The sequence below is a fragment of the Bilifractor sp. LCP19S3_H10 genome, from assembly GCF_052119185.1.
Lineage (GTDB): Bacteria > Bacillota > Clostridia > Lachnospirales > Lachnospiraceae > Bilifractor.
On the sequence record NZ_JBQKFT010000006.1, the window covers coordinates 110,588 to 127,548 of the forward strand.

Annotated in this window: 16 protein-coding genes; 15 read left to right on the forward strand and 1 reads right to left on the reverse strand. The window is 51.7% G+C overall.

The window, feature by feature from the left end:
* The first annotated feature begins 1 nt into the window (after position 1).
* The 4 genes from ispH (at position 2) to ACTQZS_RS06630 (ending at position 4,168) form a co-directional block, all read left to right on the forward strand.
* Positions 2-853 (forward strand): 4-hydroxy-3-methylbut-2-enyl diphosphate reductase, encoded by an 852-nt coding sequence (gene ispH / locus ACTQZS_RS06615; protein ID WP_441475119.1) that lies wholly within the window; start codon positions 2-4, stop codon positions 851-853.
* Positions 834-1,916 (forward strand): 30S ribosomal protein S1, encoded by a 1,083-nt coding sequence (gene rpsA / locus ACTQZS_RS06620; protein ID WP_441475120.1) that lies wholly within the window; start codon positions 834-836, stop codon positions 1,914-1,916. The genes ispH and rpsA overlap by 20 nt, the downstream gene beginning before the upstream one ends.
* A gap of 352 nt (positions 1,917-2,268) precedes the next feature.
* Positions 2,269-2,880, forward strand: coding sequence for a TetR/AcrR family transcriptional regulator (locus tag ACTQZS_RS06625; RefSeq protein WP_441475121.1), 612 nt, complete (start codon positions 2,269-2,271; stop codon positions 2,878-2,880).
* A gap of 4 nt (positions 2,881-2,884) precedes the next feature.
* The gene (locus ACTQZS_RS06630) at positions 2,885-4,168 is read left to right on the forward strand and encodes a cation:proton antiporter (protein WP_441475122.1); all 1,284 of its coding nucleotides are present in this window, start codon (positions 2,885-2,887) and stop codon (positions 4,166-4,168) included.
* A 107-nt stretch (positions 4,169-4,275) separates the two neighbouring features.
* On the opposite strand, the gene ACTQZS_RS06635 is transcribed toward ACTQZS_RS06630, so the two are convergent.
* Positions 4,276-5,508 carry a ribonuclease H-like domain-containing protein gene (locus ACTQZS_RS06635; RefSeq protein WP_441475123.1) on the reverse strand — a complete coding sequence of 411 codons (1,233 nt, stop codon included), beginning with the start codon at positions 5,506-5,508 and terminating at the stop codon, positions 4,276-4,278.
* 224 nt (positions 5,509-5,732) lie between these two features.
* Here ACTQZS_RS06635 and ruvA point away from each other — a divergent pair, with 224 nt between their 5' ends.
* The 11 genes from ruvA (at position 5,733) to rpmB (ending at position 16,689) form a co-directional block, all read left to right on the forward strand.
* Positions 5,733-6,356 (forward strand): Holliday junction branch migration protein RuvA, encoded by a 624-nt coding sequence (gene ruvA / locus ACTQZS_RS06640; protein WP_441475124.1) that lies wholly within the window; start codon positions 5,733-5,735, stop codon positions 6,354-6,356.
* A gap of 187 nt (positions 6,357-6,543) precedes the next feature.
* A complete protein-coding gene (gene ruvB, locus ACTQZS_RS06645) occupies positions 6,544-7,545 on the forward strand; it encodes a Holliday junction branch migration DNA helicase RuvB (RefSeq protein ID WP_441100369.1) in 1,002 nt (333 codons plus the stop codon).
* Between the two features lie 248 nt (positions 7,546-7,793).
* Positions 7,794-8,165, forward strand: a complete 372-nt coding sequence (locus ACTQZS_RS06650) for a cell division protein ZapA (RefSeq protein ID WP_441475125.1) — start codon at positions 7,794-7,796, stop codon at positions 8,163-8,165.
* Positions 8,166-8,172: 7 nt separating this feature from the next.
* Positions 8,173-10,533, forward strand: a complete 2,361-nt coding sequence (locus ACTQZS_RS06655) for a peptidase U32 family protein (RefSeq protein ID WP_441475126.1) — start codon at positions 8,173-8,175, stop codon at positions 10,531-10,533.
* Positions 10,534-10,585: 52 nt separating this feature from the next.
* The gene (locus ACTQZS_RS06660) at positions 10,586-12,139 is read left to right on the forward strand and encodes an FtsW/RodA/SpoVE family cell cycle protein (RefSeq protein ID WP_441475127.1); all 1,554 of its coding nucleotides are present in this window, start codon (positions 10,586-10,588) and stop codon (positions 12,137-12,139) included.
* Between the two features lie 58 nt (positions 12,140-12,197).
* A complete protein-coding gene (locus ACTQZS_RS06665) occupies positions 12,198-13,535 on the forward strand; it encodes a peptidoglycan D,D-transpeptidase FtsI family protein (protein ID WP_441475189.1) in 1,338 nt (445 codons plus the stop codon).
* A gap of 111 nt (positions 13,536-13,646) precedes the next feature.
* Positions 13,647-14,093, forward strand: coding sequence for an NUDIX hydrolase (locus tag ACTQZS_RS06670; RefSeq protein WP_441475128.1), 447 nt, complete (start codon positions 13,647-13,649; stop codon positions 14,091-14,093).
* Positions 14,075-14,440 carry a hypothetical protein gene (locus tag ACTQZS_RS06675; RefSeq protein WP_441475129.1) on the forward strand — a complete coding sequence of 122 codons (366 nt, stop codon included), beginning with the start codon at positions 14,075-14,077 and terminating at the stop codon, positions 14,438-14,440. Before ACTQZS_RS06670 ends, ACTQZS_RS06675 begins: the two co-directional genes overlap by 19 nt.
* Before the next feature lie 123 nt (positions 14,441-14,563).
* Complete coding sequence (locus tag ACTQZS_RS06680; protein WP_441475130.1) at positions 14,564-15,628, forward strand: DUF2953 domain-containing protein; 1,065 nt, start codon at positions 14,564-14,566, stop codon at positions 15,626-15,628.
* Between the two features lie 259 nt (positions 15,629-15,887).
* On the forward strand, positions 15,888-16,280 hold the full coding sequence (locus ACTQZS_RS06685; RefSeq protein WP_441100362.1) for a GerW family sporulation protein: 393 nt from the start codon (positions 15,888-15,890) through the stop codon (positions 16,278-16,280).
* A 223-nt stretch (positions 16,281-16,503) separates the two neighbouring features.
* The gene (rpmB, locus tag ACTQZS_RS06690; protein WP_441100361.1) at positions 16,504-16,689 is read left to right on the forward strand and encodes a 50S ribosomal protein L28; all 186 of its coding nucleotides are present in this window, start codon (positions 16,504-16,506) and stop codon (positions 16,687-16,689) included.
* Positions 16,690-16,961 lie beyond the last annotated feature (272 nt).

Below are 16,961 nucleotides of genomic sequence, written 5' to 3' on the forward strand. Positions count from 1 at the left end.
GATGGAGATTATCAAAGCAAAGAGCGCAGGATTCTGTTTCGGCGTAAAAAGAGCAGTTGACGAGGTTCAGAAACAGATTCGCGATGGCCGGAAGCCCGTCTATACTTATGGACCGATCATTCACAACGAACAGGTGGTAAATAAGCTCGCGGCCCAGGGAGTCCGGGTCATCCGCTCAGAGGAAGAGCTCGATCAGATCCATGAGGGTACCATCATCATCCGCTCTCACGGCGTTCCCGAGCGGATACAGAAAAAAATGGAATCACTGGGAGTGGACCTTGTGGACGCCACCTGTCCCTTTGTCAAAAAAATCCATGAGATTGCCCGGAAGGCAGGCGAAAACGGTGACATCCTCATCATCGCCGGAAACCCGAATCACCCTGAAGTACAGGGCATCATGGGATGGACCAAAGGAGAGGTCTATGCCGTCGAATCCCCCGAAGAATTGCAGAATCTGAAGATCCCGGAGGGCCGGAAGGCGGTTCTGGTCGCCCAGACCACTTTTGATAAAGTAAAATTTGAAGATATTGTTGAAATTTTTGCCAGAACGCGTTATAGTAGTTATGTTGTAAATACTGTGTGCAATGCAACTGACGAGCGGCAGACAGAAGCGCGGGAGATTGCGCAGAAAGTAGATGCTATGGTTGTCATCGGAGGCAGGCATAGTTCTAACACACAAAAGCTGTATCATATTTGCAGTGAGAAATGTGCGAATACTTACTTCATTGAGACACTTGTTGATTTGGATTTGAAACCTTTTCAATCTTATTCTCGTGTAGGTATCACAGCTGGAGCATCTACTCCAAATAGTATAATTGAGGAGGTTACAGAACATGTCAGAATTAAGCTTTGAAGAAATGCTGAACGAGTCTTTCAAGACCGTACATAACGGAGAGGTAGTCGAGGGAACGGTCATCGACGTCAAACCGGAGCAAATCATCCTGAACATCGGGGTTAAGGCTGATGGCATTCTGACCAGAAACGAGTATTCTAATGATAACTCTCTGGATCTGACAACCGTCGTTAAAGTCGGTGACAAGATGGAAGTCAAGGTCATGAAGGTCAACGATGGCGAGGGTCAGGTACTTCTCACCTACAAGAAGCTGGTTGCCGAGAGAGGCAATAAGAAACTCGAAGAGGCATTTGAGAACCATGAGGTTCTGAAGGCAAAGGTTGTCCGCGTTCTGAACGGCGGACTGAGTGTCAACGTAGACGGCGCGCGTGTATTCATCCCGGCCAGCCTCGTATCTGACACCTTTGAGAAGGATCTCAACAAATACATGGATCAGGAGATTGAATTCGTGATCATCGAGTTCAATCCGAGAAGAAGAAGAATCATCGGCGACCGCAAGCAGCTTGTTGTAGCCGAGAAGAAGAAAGCCCAGGAGGAGCTCTTCTCCAGAATTCACGTGGGCGATGTTGTCGAGGGAACTGTTAAGAATATCACTGATTTCGGTGCATTCATTGATCTCGGCGGAGCGGACGGTCTGCTTCATATCTCCGAGATGAGCTGGGGCCGCGTTGACAATCCGCGTTCTATCCTTTCGGTAGGACAGAAGGTTACCTGCCTGATCAAGGATATCAAAGGCGATCGCATTGCGCTGAGCCTGAAGTTTGACGATCAGAATCCGTGGCTTACCGCCGATGAGAAGTACGCGGTTGGAACCGTTGTAGAGGGCAGAGTAGCCCGCATGACTGACTTCGGCGCTTTCGTTGAGCTTGAGCCCGGCATTGACGCTCTTCTTCATGTATCTCAGATTTCCAGAGATCATGTCGACAAGCCGTCTGATGTGCTGAATGTCGGCGATATCATCACTGCGAAGATCGTTGATTTCAATGCAGAGGATCGCAAGATCTCCCTCAGCATCAAGGCTCTTCAGAACGATTCTCAGGATGAGGCTTCTGACGAACAGTAATCCGCCGGAGAATCCCCGGATTTCTCTTATATATCTTATATATCAGAGTTTTATAAAGCACAGATGAGTACGCAAAACCCGCAGATCCTGTTTTTCAGGATTTGCGGGTTTTTCTCTTCTTCGTTTCATGAAAGCTCAATATCGCATACAGTCTCTTACGCGCGCTTCGCGGCAGGCGAGCTGTCTGCGTTTTCGAAGAGCTTATACAGTAATATATTGACCATGTAGTCGATAAGTGGTATATTTCATATATCGACCACATGGTCATTTATTTTAGAGACACCTGATCTGTCAGCTCCAGCATCGGCAAGGCAGTGGGTTTCCGACTGCAGCAAACGAAAGGATTATATGTATGAACAGAGAAGAGAAGAACCGTCAGACCCGGGCAAAAATTCTGGCAGGCGCAACCGCTGAGTTTGCGGCGCATGGATATGAGGCTGCATCATTGAATACCGTCTGCCTTTCCGGCGGCATTTCCAAGGGGATCATCTATCATTATTTCGAATCCAAGGACGTACTTTATCTGGCCTGTCTTGAGCAATGTTTTCACTCTCTAACGGAATACCTGAAGGAACATCTTACAGGGGAAGCAGAACCGGAGGATCTTCTTACCGCCTATTTCAGCACCCGCCTGGATTTTTTTCAGGCACACGAGGACTACGCCCGCATTTTCTGCGGTGCCGTTATTTTTCCACCGGCCTGTCTGCAGAGCAAAATCGCAGATATCCGGCGGGATTTTGACGAGGTGAATGATAATTACTTGCGCAGGATTCTCAGAAACCGGAAGCTGCGCAGTGATCTCACGGAAGAAGAAATCATAAGAGCTTTTCGCATGATGCAGGATTCACTGAATGCCAGTTACCATCATCCGTCAGAGGACGGTCTGGATCTGGCGAGACACGAAAAGGATTGCAGAACTCTCGTGAATATCTTCTTGTACGGAATTCTGAAAAGAGAGGAATAATGACATGGAAACTCTGGTTATGATTCTTCGCTGGGCAGGGACCCTGGTTCTTGCCTGGCTTTGCGGAAAACTGATCACAAAAATAAAAATGCCGGCGATTCTGGGATGGCTGATTGCCGGCATGCTGCTCGGTCCCTGCGGAGCAGGCCTGCTTTCACCGTCAATTCTGGAGACCGGATGGTATAAAATGATTATCATCTGGATGCAGTGCGCGTTTGGACTGATGCTGGGGACGGAACTTATCTGGACGAAAATAGCATCTTATGGGCGGGCGTTAATCATTACGACATTGACGCAGTCCCTCGGAACCTTTGCCATAGTCTCTGTGACCTTCGCTGTGGTACTTTATCTGGCGCGTCAGCCCGTCTGGCTTGCGCCAGCATTTGGAGGCATCGCTCTTGCCACAGCTCCTGCGCCTGCCTTATCCATTGTCCAGGAATTTCATACGAAGGGGCCGGTTACAGACACGCTGCTTCCCATGGCGGTATTGGATGATATTGTCGGAATTGCCGTCTTTTTTACCGTAAATTCCTTTATTGCCAGCAGAGTTTCCGGCGGAGCAGTGCCCCTGTATATGATTCCTGTCATGATTTTTCTGCCAATCGCGATCGGCATTTTTACCGGTGTTCCGGCAGGAATGCTGTTGAAGAAAAAACCGGGAAAGTCCGGAACACTTCTGATTCTCCTGGCCGGGATTACGCTTACAGCAGCAATTGGTCTGTTTTTCAACCGGGTGGTTTTTACAAATATCACACTGAATTACATGCTGATGGGAGTATCCTTCTCCGCTGTATTCTCCAACCGGATCCCGCAGAGACAGCTGGAGCAGACAACGACATGGTTTCATCCCATCCTCGGCGTCAGCCTGCTGGCCGCTATCACCGACCTTGGTGCTCCGCTTGACTATCACCTGATTCTGGGAGCGGGGCTCTATACCTTTGTCTACATTGCTTCTCGTGCCTTTGGAAAATATTTCGGTGCAAGAGCAGGTGCCAGGGCAACGCATATGCCGGTCACGGTTCAGAAATATCTTGGGCTCACGCTTCTCCCGCATTCCGGTGTATCTCTGGTGTTTACCGGAATTGTATGCAGTGTTCTCGCGGCTTCCCGGCCCGAGCTCTCATCCCTGGTAAAAGGGACCATCGCGGCCGCGGCCGTGATCAATGAGATCATCGCGGTAATCGCCGCAAAAAAGGGCTTTGAACTTGCCGGAGAGACTGAAGCAAAACCAAAGACCATTCATGCATCCGACAGCACAACGGGCAGGACATCAGGCCCGGTTAACTGACTGTCAGCGGCAAAAGATCAGAGCCGGTATGCCTCTTAACGGCTGTCTAACGGCTGATTTAGCGGTTTTTCTAAGCGACCGGTTTAAAGGCTGGTCTAATGACCGGTTTAGCGGCTGGTCCTGCGAAAAACTCCCAAAAAATCCAGAAGATACTGCCGGAGGGTCTCATCTTCCGTCTCTTCACTCCCGGCAAGCCTCGATTGAAGATCCTCCCACCGGAAGTAGGCGGGCTTTGATTTGTAGTCCATGTAAAAGGCCGGCTCGATCTGACCGGAAAACTGCGGCAGAAAGGTTCCCCGGGCTTTTTGGTAACAGGTTGCCGCCCTGGCTTTTTCCCGATGCTCCGGATCTACAAATATCGCAACGTCCCGATGAATTGCCCTGTCCTCATCCGGCAGATAGAAGTAATTCCTGTAATCGGAAAAGAAATGCTTCATCTCCATCTTTCGTGTGCGGATCAGAAGATCCGCGCTCAGCGGATTCTCCCCGCATCCTAAACGGAGAACCGCCCCGTACTCCCGGTCCGTGACCGCAGCCGGGACAGGGAAGGCGTGATCGGCTTTCATGCGGATCCGCAGTGCCTGTCTCTCAGGTGAACTCGCCCCATTTTCTTGAAAGCAAAAGTCTTCTCCGCAAGGCATCGCTTCTCCAGATTCTCCAACCATTGCTTCTCCGGACAGTCGGAAGCCTCCGCTGAAAAACAGAGGATAGGAGAGTACCGGCAGAATATCAGCCATGCCCGCGACATCGTCATGATTGTGAAGGAAGAGAAGATGCAGCAGCTCCTCATCCCGGCTCTCCAGATAACGCCGGTATACCGGTATCAGATCGCCGCCACTTGAGCGATCCTCTCTTTCGACCCCGAGAAATTTCTCCACATCCTTCTGCTTCAGAGAGGGCAGGCCCAGAAACTTCTGAAGCGGACGCACCTCCCGGTAGATATCAACGCTCTCCATCCTCTCAAACGGGTCTGTCAGACCGTAAAACTCACATTTATGCCGGATATACGGAAGATCAAACAAATTGCCATTATAATGCAGAAGCCGCACACTGCCTCCGCCTTCTTCGGAATCCCCGTTTTTTTCTTTCCCCTTCAGATCGTGCAGAAAATCCCCGAACATCTGCAGAAGGTTTTTCTCCTCTGAAGGCCTGTCCAGAAACCACTGAACCAGAATCCACTCGCCGCAGCAGCAGTACAGGACGCCGATCAGATATACATGAGAGGTTTTCCAGGAAAGCCCCGTCGTTTCTATATCAAACAAAACCACATCCTCATCCGGAAAGTATTCCCTGATCTTTTCCGTCAGATGCCGCTCAGCAGTTTCCTGTCTTTTCCGCATTATTTTCTCCTTTCTGCACAGTTTTTCTCAAGTCAAAGCGTCTGTATCATGCAGTCATATTCCTACATTATAGCTTTCCCGCTATCCTCCCGCAAGCGAAGCACGGAGCATTGCACAGCTTATACCGTCTGTGGCACGGTTTACAAAATCCTCCGTTTCGTGGTAATATGATTGAAATATGGGGTACTCTGTACCGGGGATAAATTTCTGAAAGGCATGCGCACATGATAGGATTTCTGAAAGGCACAATTGAAGAAACAGGTCCGGATTACGTTGTCATTGACAATCACGGGATCGGCTGGATCGTTTATGTACCAACAGCTCTCCTTGACCGGGAGCTCCGCGCAGGAGATGACGTGAAGCTGTACACCCATATGGCCGTTCGTGAGGATGCGGTGACACTCTACGGTTTTTTCACAAGAGATGATCTCGAGGTCTTCCGGCTCCTGTTAAATGTCAGCGGGATTGGCCCCAGGGGAGCTCTCGGCGTTCTCTCCTCCATGACAGCAGATGATCTGCGTTTCGCGGTGCTCGCCGACGATGCTGCCGCGATTGCGAAGGCGCCGGGCATCGGAAAAAAGACCGCCCAGAAACTCATACTGGAACTGAAGGACAAGTTCCGTCTCGACGAAGCCTTTGAGAAAAAGCTTGCACATGGAGCGGAAGCGGACAGTGCCGCTGAGCCCGGTGCCGGAGGACAGTCCGCCGCTGCGGATGATGCCGTGCAGGCACTTGTCGCTCTCGGCTACTCGGGAGCCGAGGCCCTGCAGGCTGTTCGAAAGGCAGCCACCGATGAAAGCATGGACTCTGAAGCTATCCTGAAGGCAGCCCTGAAATTTTTATTCTGACCTGCATTCTGTCCGCTCTCTCAACGACGCATATCTGCCGCAGAGACAGCTGCTGAATCTTTTACCTGCATTCTGTCCGCTCCGCGGCCGGCCGCAGAGCCGTTTCTCTCCAGGATTGAGGGGCACAGCGGCACGGAACGTTCCGTAACTGATATTATTTGTGATGTAATACATCATTCAGGTATTTATGGAAAAACGAATCATACAAACTGAGGCACGGCAGGAAGATGAACCGGTAGAAAAAAGTCTCCGGCCGCAGAGCCTCGACGAATATATCGGCCAGGAAAAGGCCAAAAACAATCTTCGAATTTATATACAGGCAGCCCGGCAGAGAGGCGATGTTCTGGACCACGTCCTGTTCTATGGACCGCCCGGCCTCGGAAAAACCACCCTTGCGGGTATTATTGCCAATGAAATGGGCACGCATATGAAGGTGACGTCCGGACCGGCAATTGAAAAGCCGGGAGAGATGGCCGCGATTCTGAACAATCTTCAGGAGGGTGACATCCTGTTTGTCGACGAGATTCACCGTCTGAACCGGCAGGTGGAGGAAGTACTCTATCCGGCGATGGAGGATTACGCCATCGATATTATGATCGGCAAAGGATCCTCCGCCCGGTCCATAAGGCTCGATCTCCCGAAATTCACCCTGGTGGGTGCCACGACAAGAGCGGGCCTCCTGACCGCGCCCCTTAGAGACCGTTTCGGTGTGATCCAGCACATGGAATTCTATACCGTTGATGAGCTCAGCGAAATCATCCTTCACTCCTCACGAATTCTGGACGTTGAAATTGACGATGAAGGAGCACACGAGCTTGCCAGACGGTCACGCGGAACCCCGCGGATTGCCAACCGTCTTCTGAAACGTGTCCGGGATTTCGCAATGGTTCAGTATGACGGAAGGATCACCGCGGATGTCGCGAATATGGCACTGAATCTGCTGGAGGTGGACCGATACGGGCTGGACCGCACCGACCGCAAGCTGCTGACCACAATCATCGATAAGTTCAAGGGCGGACCGGTAGGCCTGGATACGCTTGCGGCTGCCATAGGCGAAGATTCCGGCACCATCGAGGATGTCTACGAACCGTATCTGATCAAGAACGGTTTTCTGAACCGGACGCACAGCGGAAGAGTGGCGACCGAGCTCGCCTACCACCATCTCGGGATAGATATCCCCGAGAACTAAGGCACAGCACAGATTCAGCCGAGAAGAAGCGCAGACATACCTGGTGAGGAAGCTGCACCGCGGATGGGACAGAAGAGGGATCTGCACCGCAGATACAACGAAAGAAAACTCTGCACCGCAGATATAGCAGATATATCGAAAAAACAATCTGCAGCACAGATATACCGGAAGCGGAAACCGGATCGCTAGCATCCGGCAGAATCCGTATTTATAACATATAGACAATACAGATACAGAGGGATAAACGTATGGCGGAAAAACATTCAGTAAAGGTTCTGATTGACGGAAAAGCAATTACTCTTTCCGGTTATGAGAGTGAGGAATACCTGCAGAGAGTCGCATTCTACCTCAACAACAAGATCGCCGAGCTCAGCTCCATCAGCGGCTACGGCCGTCTGACGCAGGATACGAAATCCATGCTTCTCGAGTTCAATATTGCAGACGACTACTTCAAGGCAAAATCCCAGGTGGATTCTATGGAGCAGGATCTCGAGAATAAGGATCAGAGCACCTACGATATCAAGCATGACCTCGTGGCGGCGCAGATGGAGATTGAAAGGCTCAAGAAGGAAAATGCAAGACTTCGTGAAAGCAGAAGCAATGGCAGTACCCGTAAATAAGCGAGAGATGACTGAAAGGATTTCCGGCGGAAGAACGGCAGGCATCCCCGCTTTTCAGACAGAGCTTCTGGCCCCTGCCGGTTCTGTCGAAGCTCTGAAGGCCGCCTACATCGCCGGAGCCGACGCCGTATACATCGGAGGCAGCCGGTTCGGAGCCAGAGCGTATGCCGACAATCCCGGTGAAACCGAACTCTGTGAAGCCATCGACCTTGCACACAGGCTCGGAAAAAAGCTCTACATGACCGTTAACACTCTGGTCAAGGATTCCGAGATTGAAAAAGACCTCGAAGACTTCATGAAACCATATGTGGAGGAGGGGCTTGACGGGGTCATTGTACAGGATTTCGGCGTCATCGATCTTTTTCAGCATGTATTTCCGGATCTTCCCCTCCATGCCAGCACGCAGATGACGGTGACCGGTGTTCACGGCGCTGCCTTCCTGAAGGAGATCGGCATGTCCAGAATCGTCCCCGCAAGGGAACTCTCTCTGGAAGAGATCCGTCTCATTCATGACAAGACCGGTATGGAAATCGAAAGCTTCATCCACGGAGCGATGTGTTACAGCTATTCCGGCCAGTGCCTGATGAGCAGCCTTATCGGAGGCCGCAGCGGAAACCGGGGCAGATGTGCCGGTGTCTGCCGCCTTCCTTTCGAAGTCTATGAAGACGGAAAGCTCCTCACCGGGAAAAACACCAGATATCCGCTGAACATGAAGGATATGAACACAGTTGAGATTCTTCCGGATCTCATCCGCGCGGGTATTTCTTCCTTTAAAATAGAAGGCCGCATGAAAAAACCGGAGTACACCGCCGGCGTCGTGCAGGTCTACCGCAAATACATCGACCGCTTTCTCTCGGACCCGGACCATTACCGCGTAGATGATGAAGACCTGGAATTCCTCTGGAATCTCTTCAACCGTGACGGCTTTCACCCGGGCTGTTACCTGCAGCGAAACGGCAGGGATATGATTGCTCTCAGGAATGAAAAGCTGAGCGATATCCGTCAGAAAGCGGCACAGGAGCTGACCGGACGAATACGCGCCGATCTCAGCACCCGCGAGGCCGCCCACAGGCTGCAGACTCCTGTCGCCGCAAGGCTCAGACTCACTGTAGACGAAGGCGCCGTTCTTGATCTGTCATGGTCAGCGAACCAGACGCCCCGTCTCCCGGAAGGTCCGGATTTTCCCGGAGAAACCGTCTCCTGCGAAACAGGATCTGTACATGTACGGATTCAAAAAGACGGAGTACAGATCGCAGAAAACCGTCCGGTCACCGAAGAGCGAATTCTCGCGCAAATGAACAAAACCGGTAACAGCCCTTTCTATTTTCAGGATCTGCGTCTGGAAGCGGAGAAGAATCTCTTCGTTCCGATGCAGCTGTTAAACGAGCTTCGGAGAGAGGGTTTTTCTGCGCTTTCCGAAAAAATCCGCGAGACATACCGCCGCAGCGCCCCGGCTGTTTCAAATACATCAAGGGATTTCTTCCGTACAGATACAGATGCTGCGGAGCCAGGGCGGACCTGCTGTACTGCATCCGTCAGCTCTGTTGAACAGCTCCGTGCTCTTCTGGACGTAAAGGGTCTCTCCGCACTCTGGCTCGACGCCGAGATGTTCCTTGGAGACAACGCACACTCCGGATTTCTGTCAGAGGCAGTACGGAGGACACAGGAATCCGGAAAGTCCGCTTTTCTGATGCTCCCCTATGTGATGCGAAAAGACAGCGAAGCGTCGCTGACCTCCCTTGTCCGTGCATATATGTCCTTGTTCCCGGAATCCACGGCTGCGTCTTCCTGTGCCATTCTGGTGCGAAACCTCGAGGAGCTCGGCCTGCTCCGCTTCCTTGGTCTTACCGGATATACAGTGGCAGACGCCGGAATCTACACGATGAATACGCGGGCAGAAGATTTCCTGGCCCGCTGGGGATATTCCCGCAACACGGCCTCCCTCGAACTCAATTACCGGGAACTTCAAAAAAGAGATAACCGCACGAGCGAAATCATTGTATACGGCCGCGCTCCGATGATGCTGTCAGCTCACTGCCTGAAGAAGACAATGGACCGCTGCACCCATTCCGATGCGCGTCTTGTTCTGAAGGACAGAAAGGGAGCCAGGTTTCCCGCGGAATGTCACTGCGTTTCCTGCTACAATATCATCTACAACAGCCTGCCTTCCTCACTGTTAAAAGAGCATCTGAGCGACGGCAGGGATTCCTCATCCCCGTTGGACAGGCTGCATTTTCGATCCTTCCGTCTGCAGTTTACCGACGAGAGCGGTCCGCTCGCCTCGAGGATCGTGACTGCCTTCCTTGAGCGGCGTGATCTTCCGGAGATGGAAACCACCCGCGGACATTTCCGCCGCGGCGTAGAATAGGTGCAGAGTGACAGAAGACAGAAAGATCCCCACAACATGAGGTGTCCGTTTCATGGTAAAAATATTAGTACAGGTATCGAAATACGTTCTTCTTCTGATCATGATTTTTTTCACGGTGGAAACCTTCATGGTCCTCAAGAGGAAATCAGATGAGGCACGGCGCCGGATCATGCGAAACCAGATCTGGCTCATGGTCCTTTTCAACACCGTCAGCTATGTCATCATGTACCTCCAGTCCGAGGAGCCATATATGATCCTCATGCTGATCTGTGTGATCGGATATATCCTGGTGGTGCAGATTTTGTACCGGATTATATACCGGAAAGCCTCTCTCATTCTGCTGAATACAATGTGCATGATCCTGTCCGTCGGACTGGTCATGCAGTCCAGGCTTGGAATCGATAATGCCAGAAAGCAGTTCATCATCGCCGCGCTTGCCACGATGGTCTGCTTCATCATCCCCGTTTTTGTCCGGAGAGTCCGCTGGGTTTCAAAGCTCACATGGCTCTACGGTATTGTGGGCATCCTGCTGCTCGGAGCGGTTCTGGCACTCGGCCGGGTTACCGGCGGTGCCAACCTCAACCTGAACATCGGAGGCATTTCCTTCCAGTTTTCCGAATTTGTCAAGATCAGTGTCGTTCTGTTCATGGCTGGCATGCTTCAGAAGCGCACCGACTTTAAGCAGGTTGTCATCACCACGATCGTGGTCGCGATCCATGTCGGGATTCTGGCGCTGTCCGCCGATCTTGGCGCTGCGCTTGTATATTTTGTCGCGTATATCGTCATGGTTTACGTCGCCACCAGGAATCCCGGCTACATAGCTCTCGGTCTGGGAGGCATGGCAGGCGCATGTGTCGTTGCCTACCGCCGTTTTGAGCATGTACGCGTCCGGGTACAGGTCTGGAAGGATCCGTTCTCCGACTATGAAGGCACCGGATATCAGATCATCCAGGCACTCTTCGGTGTCTGCGCGGGCGGATGGTTCGGCACCGGCCTGTTCAACGGTCATCCGGAGATGATTCCTCTTGCGTATGAGGATTTCACCTTTGCAGCTATCTGTGAGGAATTCGGGATCATTTTTTCCATCTGCCTGATCCTCCTCTGCATGGGAATGTATCTGCTGATCGTAAACATCGCTCTCCGCCTTGACCGGCCCTTCTATAAGCTGGTCGCGATCGGATTTGGTACGGAATATGCCTTTCAGGTATTCCTGACGATCGGCGGCACGACAAAATTCATCCCGATGACAGGCATCACGCTTCCGCTGGTCAGCTACGGAGGAAGTTCACTGATGTGCACAATTGCCATGATATCCATCATCCAGGGACTGTACATCATGAGAAAGGACGAGGACGAAGAACTTGAGGAAGAAAGACGAGAGAGGATACGGAGAAACAGAGAGCTCCAGAGGCAGCCGCAGAACCGGGATCAGGGATTCCGGCCGCAGCAGTACCGGCCGGAGCAGCCGTTCCGACCGGAACAGCAGTATGAACAGCAGCCGTACAGACCGCAGGGACAATCCGGACAGGTACGGCAGGACACCGGAGACCTCGAACGAAAGATCGAAGAACAGACAAAAGAAGATCTCGCGCTCCGCAATCATTAGGCCCTACCGGATTGTGTCTTTCGTCTCCCTTGCGCTTTTTGCGTCTCTGATCGTCTACATGGTATACTTTCAGATCAACGACAGTGATGCCCTGCTGAACAGCCCGTACAATAAACGGCAGGAGGAAGCGGCACAGGAGATCATCCGCGGATCCATTCTGGCGGATGATGGCACAACCGCCCTGGCAAGAACTGACACGGCAGACGACGGTACAGAAACCAGGGTTTATCCCTATGGCTCACTGTTTGCCCAGTCGGTCGGTTACTCTGTCTACGGCGGAAGCGGACTGGAATCGACCCACAACAACGATCTGATCCAGTCCCACTCCGGCATCGTCACTCAGATGGAAAACGATCTGAACGAACAGAAGAAGGCCGGCGACAACATCGTGACAACCTTCAGTGTGCCCCTTCAGCAGGCAGCAGCCGCTGCGATGGGCGACAATTCAGGGGCTGTAATCGCCATGGATGTCGATACCGGAAGCGTCCTCGTGGATTACAGCAGCCCGACCTATGATCCGAACACTGTCGAAGAGAACTGGGATACCCTGACGAATTCCGACAACGGCATCTTCCTGAATCGCGCAACCCAGGGGCTTTATCCTCCGGGCTCCACCTTCAAGATCGTCACCGCGCTCGCGTATCTGCGGCAGAATGGCAGTTTCGATAATTTTTCCTACAATTGCACCGGAACATATGAAAACGCAGGCTTCACGATTCATTGCTACAACTATGAGGCACATGGGCAGGAGACCTTTGCCAGCGCGTTCGCAAATTCGTGTAACTGTGCCTTCGCCTACATGAGCCAGAACAATATCGACAAATCCACATTCCGGCAGGCAGCCGAAGATTTCGGTCTGAATCAGGCGGTCGATACGGATCTCGATGTCACGACAAGTACCTTCACGCTCGATTCCGACACGCCGGACCAGCTGACCATGCAGACCGCGATCGGGCAGGGCGACACCAGAGTTACGCCGCTTCAGATGTGCATGATCGGGCAGGCTGTTGCCAATAAAGGCGTGATGCTGAAGCCTTATTTTATAAAAAGTGTTGTTACCGCTGAGGGGAAGACTGTAAAAAGCACACAGACCACCGCCTTGAAGCAGGTTATGGACGCGGGACAGGCGGCAAACCTGACGGAAGCGATGAGAGGCGTTGTGCAGGGCGGAACCGGAACTGCCATCGCTGACCTTCCCTATGACATTGTCGGAAAGACCGGAACCGCCGAATACGACAGTGCGGGTGACTCACACTCCTGGTTTGTTGGTTTCTCCAACACCGGGAATAATGATATCGTGGTCTGCGCCATTGTGGAAAACGGAGGAGACGGCACAGCCCCTGCAATCAATGTCGTCCGCCAGGTATTCGCCACATATTTCGGAAGCGAAAGCTGAACGGGATCTGTCGGAATCAGACGGAATCCGGCACTCCCGCATCTTATATCCTTCCTTGCGAACGGCGCACAACTGTCGTATACTAATCATAATTATGGGAGGATAAAACACATGATAAATGCGGTCAGCTGCGGAGGAATCGTCATCTTCCGGGGAAAAATCCTCGTCCTGTATAAAAATTTCAAAGGTCGCTATGAAGGCTGGGTTCTCCCAAAGGGTACTGTCGAACAGGGAGAAGCGTTCACAGATACGGCTCTTCGGGAAGTTCGTGAAGAATCCGGGGCAAGGGCTACAATCATGAAATATATCGGAACGAGCCACTATACATTTGAAGTTCCGGAGGGCGAGGTGGACAAACAGGTCCACTGGTATCTGATGATGGGAAGCAGTTATTACAGCAAGCCGCAGTGGGAGGAATATTTCATAGATTCCGGATATTACAAATACCACGAGGCCTATCATCTGCTGAAATTCACGAATGAGCGCCAGATCCTCGAAAAAGGATACAGCACTTACATGGAGATGAAAAAATCAGGATTATGGGTACCCCAAAAGTAAAATTTTCAGGCAAACTGTATCTCGGCACACGAGCGGAGGAGCAGGAAGCGGAAATCCGCCGCGCGCTCCGAAAGGGTGCATGGTTTCCCGGATTGTTTCTGATCACCTACCCTCTGAACGAGGCGGAGCAGCTGGATATCATTGAAGCAAAATATCTTAGAAATGATATCATTCTTCGTACGCTCCCGCCGGTTGTCGGTCTGGCAGTCGGAAAACGTGAAGCGTACGAGGTTCTGACGCAGATCGCCGGGGAAACATTCCAGGCGACCGGATCATGTGATATGAAAACCTATCTGAGGCAGACGGATGCTCCCGGAATGTGCACCCGGAGCAGAAACATATCCTGAATCTCCGGACCAGGACACAGTTGCCGCGCACTGAGACGCAGCTGCCGCAGACTGACGCACAGATGTCGCTCACTGCGACACAGTTGTCGCAGCTGACATGGACAGAAAGATAGAGGAGGAAGGATGCTGTCAGTATTTCTTCACATTCTGTCAACGATTGGTATCATTCTGCTGTGGATAATCGGGATTATTCTCATACTCATCCTTCTCCTGCTTTTTACACCATTTTTATACCGGGTGAAACTGAAGAAGCACGGAGACGAAATCCGCGCAGACGCAAAGGTCTGGTGGCTGTTTCACTTCTTCCATGCTGACTTTCATTTCAGACAAAGCGGCGGAAACAGCACGCACAGCGGAGAGATACGAATTCTCGGGGTTCCGCTCCTGAAGCTGATCAACAGAAGAAAAGAGAAAAGGAATCACCAATCAACAGAAACAAAAGAAGCCACCGGGGCCGGTGCGAAAACATTCCGCAGTGCCTCTGAGGCCAGGGGAGAGACCTGGTCCGCGGCAAAGAAACGGCCGACGGTAAGTCCCGGTCAATGGAAATACATGCCCGACAGGAGCACCGAAGAAAACGCTGCGGCACTCGATATAGAGGTGGCTGCAAGTGAAACGCCCGGTCCGGTCGCCCGGTTCGGAGCGCGGATCAGCAGTCTGTTCTGCCGGATTCGAAGGGCCTTCCGCCGGTTTTTCACCTCTGCAGGGGAAGCTCTCCGGAAAATCCGTCATTTTCTGAACATCGCGGCGGACTGGATCGACTACCTGGAATCGGAATCCTTCTACTGCTTCAAGGAAATGGCACTGAAGCAGCTCGGAGCTCTGCTTCATCATATTCTTCCTCGGAAAATTGACGGGTACGCCGAATTTGGCACGGACGATCCTGCACTGACCGGACAGCTTCTTGGCATCTTCGCGATTTTTTATCCGAAGATACCGGGCAGCCTGCAGATTCGGCCGGATTTTCAACAGAAAATCCTTGAGGCAGATATGGATCTTCGAGGTCATATCATTCTGATCGTACCACTCGTGCGAATTCTCAGAATCGTCACCGCCAGAGAATTCCGGATCCTCATGCGGCGGATCCGCCGCAAGGGGTCCTCTCAAGCGGATACAAGCGAGGAAAAACCGGATACTGGTCACAAAAAGAGAAAAGGCATCATCCCTCGCAGAAAGAGGGCTGCCTGATTGCGATTCAACTGCTGCACCAACAGACAGGAGGACAGCCTGCAGAGTCTTCAAATGTTTTTGCATAACACCCGGCCATACAGTCTCCACGCTGTCATGCCCAACCAGGCCGCAGTAGTTTTAAACCAGGCAGTAGTTTTCAAAAAAAACATCCGGCCGTACAGGGCCGTCATAACGGGAATTCCGAAACAAATCGGACAGGCAGCCCGCCGCCGGCAGGGATCTGAAATAACAACGGACTACAGGAGGAATACGGATTATGTCAGACAAGAAGAACAGCTTCGAAAATAATGTTGACTCGCTTTTCAAGGGATTGAATAACTTCCTTACCACGAAGGCAGTTGTCGGCCAGCCCGTTCCGGTCGGCGACAGCATCATGATTCCCCTCTCAGAGGTTTCCTTCGGTATGGGTGCCGGCGCTTTCAGCAACAATTCCAAAGATAACGGCGGCGGCGCGGCAGGCGCCAAGATGGTCCCGGCCGCTGTACTGATGGTAGCGAAGGACGGCACCACAAAGCTGATCAGCATGAAAAGTCAGGATGCGGTTTCCAAGATCATTGACATGGCTCCGGACATCGTGACCAAGATCAAGGAAGCTGTCGGTAAGGATGGCAGCGGATCCTCCGCCGGAGAATCGGACGCGGAAGAATAAGCCTGAAATATCCCGGAAGGATTAACTTCTATCCCGATGCAGACGGGATGAAACTTTGAACTTCAGTTCACGTTCAAAAAGGTTGGTTCAAAAAAGTTCCTGCGAAATCCTGCGAAATCTTTAAAAAGTTCTTGCAAAGAGCGGATCGTTCTGATACAATAGCTGAGTGTTGTAAGCCGTTGTATCAGATTCGGCTTTAGTTTGCGGTTAAGGAGGTGTGATCATGGCAAAATGTGCTATTTGCGATAAGGCTGTTTACTTTGGCAATAATGTAAGCCATTCTCATAGAAGATCTAATCATATGTGGAAAGCTAACGTTAAGGCTGTACGTGTAAAGACACCACAGGGTACAAAGAAGATGTACGTTTGTACCAGCTGCCTGAGAAGCGGTGCTGTAGAGCGTGCCTGAAGTCACGGCTCCATAAAAGGAAACATCCTGGAGATCTCATCCGTCATCTGATGAGGTCTCTTTTTTTTACGCGAACAGTGAGCCGCAGCCGAATGCGAAGTATTCGTGTGCGGCGAGCGTCGCGATAGCGAGATAAAACTCGCGCAGCGTGTTTTATCTCGTTGCTTTCCTCCCAGGCCGGATAGATCCGGCAGGTGTCAGAGTGAGGATACCGCCGCACATTTTCCCTTCACAATCCCACCTGTTTACGCTATACTAAAGATTGTGTAATT